This window comes from Protofrankia sp. CiP1_Cm_nod4 (genome assembly GCF_982290645.1).
The window spans coordinates 1,958-4,564 of sequence record NZ_CEVIVC010000217.1 but is presented as its reverse complement, the minus strand read 5'-3'; the positions used below and the strand labels follow the sequence as shown (position 1 = coordinate 4,564).

General features: G+C 74.8%; 3 protein-coding genes. All 3 read right to left on the bottom strand.

From position 1 onward, the window contains the following. Positions 1-944: DEAD/DEAH box helicase (locus AC5LSR_RS23025; RefSeq protein ID WP_493469012.1), on the bottom strand; the 944-nt coding region annotated here is incomplete at its 3' end. Beyond that, a complete protein-coding gene (brxD, locus tag AC5LSR_RS23020) occupies positions 941-2,359 on the bottom strand; it encodes a BREX system ATP-binding protein BrxD (protein WP_493469011.1) in 1,419 nt (472 codons plus the stop codon). The genes AC5LSR_RS23025 and brxD, both read right to left, overlap by 4 nt. Continuing rightward, positions 2,356-2,607, bottom strand: a 252-nt coding sequence (locus tag AC5LSR_RS23015) for a hypothetical protein (RefSeq protein WP_493469010.1), incomplete at its 5' end; no start/stop codon positions are given. The genes brxD and AC5LSR_RS23015, both read right to left, overlap by 4 nt.

Sequence of the window (2,607 nt, the reverse complement as noted above, 5' to 3'; positions counted from 1 at the left end):
GTGGGCGGCCCGGGTGCCGGCGGCGCGCCGCCGGCCGAGCCCGTCTCGACATTGGCTGGCAACGCGTCGGCAGCGGCCGCCGGCACGGTACCGGTCACGGCCTCCACGCCCCCGGCAGCGGGGGCCGTCGCCGGGGAAGACCGCCGGGAAAGCGCGGCCGGCAGGCCCGGCGCGACGACCTGGGCCGGGCGCCGGCCCGCACCCGAGCCCTGTAGCCAGCGCAGCAGCTCGGCCGGGTTCCCGACGGTCGCCGACAGGCCGATGACCTGCAACCCCCCGATCGACACCGCGTTGTTCGACACCGCGTTCCGCGGAACACAGGGATCGCCGTGCGCGGCGGCCCGTTCGGCGGTTCGTTCCCCTGCCTGTTCGGCGGCGATGATCCGGCGTAGCCGCTCCAGGACGGCGAGGAGGTGCCAGCCACGGTCGTCGCCGGCGAACGCGTGGACCTCGTCGACGATCACGGTGCGGACGCCGGCGAAGAAGCTGCGATGGTCGGTGCGGACGCTGACGAGCATCGCCTCCAGCGACTCGGGCGTGGTGAGCAGGACGTCGGGCCGTTCGCGGCGGATCCGGTTGCGCCGGCTGTCGGTCACGTCGCCGTGCCAGACGGCGGCCTGGCGCCCGAGCCAGCCGGTGTAGGTCTCCAGCCGGGGCGCCAGGTTGTTCAGCAGCGCCTTCAACGGGCACAGGTACAGCACCGACGTCCCCTGCCAGTTCTCGGCCGCCATCTGCGACAGGACCGGGAACGTCGCCGCCTCGGTCTTCCCGCCGGCGGTCGGCGCGAGCAGCAGCGCGTCCGAACCGGCGAGCAGCGGCGCGGCCGCCTCTTCCTGCAACGGCCGCAGCCCCGGCCACCGCAGGGTGTTCACGATGTGGTGCAGCACCACCGGGTGCAGCAGATCCGCCGCGTCGGCGGCGGACGCCTCCGGCTCGACGGTCACGCCGGACCCGGGCCCAGGTCCAGGTCCGCATCCGGGTCCAGGTCCGCGTCCGGGTCCGCGTCCGGGTCCAGGTCGATGTCGATGTCGTCGGCGCGGGCGGCGTTGCGTTCCAGGTCGGTCATTTCGGCCGTGCCGATGGTCAGCGGGTAGTCGCGCCTGGGGGCGAAGTCGTCGAACTGGTCGACCCGGTCGAGCACGTCCCCGACGAGCTTCTTCAGGAACAGCCTGGGCGTGACACCCACCTTCCCGCCGAGCCGCCCGGCGACCGCCCCGGCCAGCTCCTCGAGATAGGCGTCGTCGACGAGCTTCTCGATCCGGCCGGCCGCGTCGCCCGGCGCACCGGCCGCGTACAGGTCCCGGACCCGCCCGCCGAGCTCGACCAGCGACGCCTCGGTGAACCCGGCCAGCCGCAGCTGCACGGCCCTCGGGTTGTCGAACTTCGGGTCGGTGGTGAAGTCGGTCGCCAGCCGCTGCGCGAGCGGCGCGAGCCGCCCCACCCCCTGCGGGCCGTCATAGAAGGCCGGCGTTCCGGTGATGACGAGGAACAGGCCGGGGAAACGGCCGCTGTGGACCTCGTCGATGAGCTGGCGCAGCGCGTTCAGCGCCTTGTCCCGCGCGTCGGAGCGAACCCGCTGCAGGGTCTCGACCTCGTCGAGGACGAGGAGCAGACCGCGGAAGCCGCTGTCACGCAGCACCACCAGCAGCCCCTGCAGGAAGCCGAGCGCCCCGAAATGGTCCAGCTCGCCGCGCACCCCGGCGGCCCGGCGGGCGCTCGCCGCGACGTGCGGCTGCCCACCGAGCCAGGCGAGCACCGCCGCCGCGGACGCCTCGTCGCCGGTGGCCAGCGCCGCCCGGTAGCCACGCAGCGCCGCCGCGAACGCGGGCGCTGTCCGGCCGACGTCGGCGAGCCGCCGGTCGACGAGCTCGCCGACCGCCCGGTCGAGCGCCGCGGCGTCGTCGCCCGTCGCCGCGTCGCCCGTCGCCCCGTCGGTGGCGAGGACGTCCTCCTCCAGCGCGTAGAACCAGCCGTCGACGACCTGCCGCAACGCGCTCGGCGGGAACGTCGCGGTGGTCAGCCGCTCGGTCAGCCGGCGGTAGACGGTCTCCAGCCTGTGCAGCGGCGTCTCGTTCTCCGAGATCTGCACCTCGGCGGCCGCGAGGCCTGCCTTCTTCGCCCGTTCGGCGAGCCAGCGGGTGAAGAACGTCTTCCCGGAGCCGTACTCGCCGCGGACCGCCTTGAACACCGACCCGCCGGCGGCGACGGCGGCCAGATCCTCGGCGGCGGCGCGCTCGAACCGGCCCAGCCCGACCGCGAGCAGGTCCAGCCCGGCCGCCGGCACCGCCCCGCGCCGCAGCGCATCCAGCACGTCCCGGCGCCGCGCCGCGCTGACCTGGCCGGTCAACTGGCCGGTCAAGAGGTCAGCCCGAACTGGGCGCGCAGCAGGTCGACGTTGAGGCGCAGGGTGTGGCCGTCGTCGATCGGCTCCAGCACAGGGTAGTTGTCGATGTTGAAAAGACGCTGGAGGGTCACGGCGAAGCCGCCGGCCCGCGCCGGGCGCTCGCCGGCGCGCTCGGCGACGACGCTCGTCGCCAGGGTGCCGAACGCGGCGAGCAGCGCCCGCACCGCCGCCTCGACCTTCTCCACCGGCACCTTGCGGGCCAG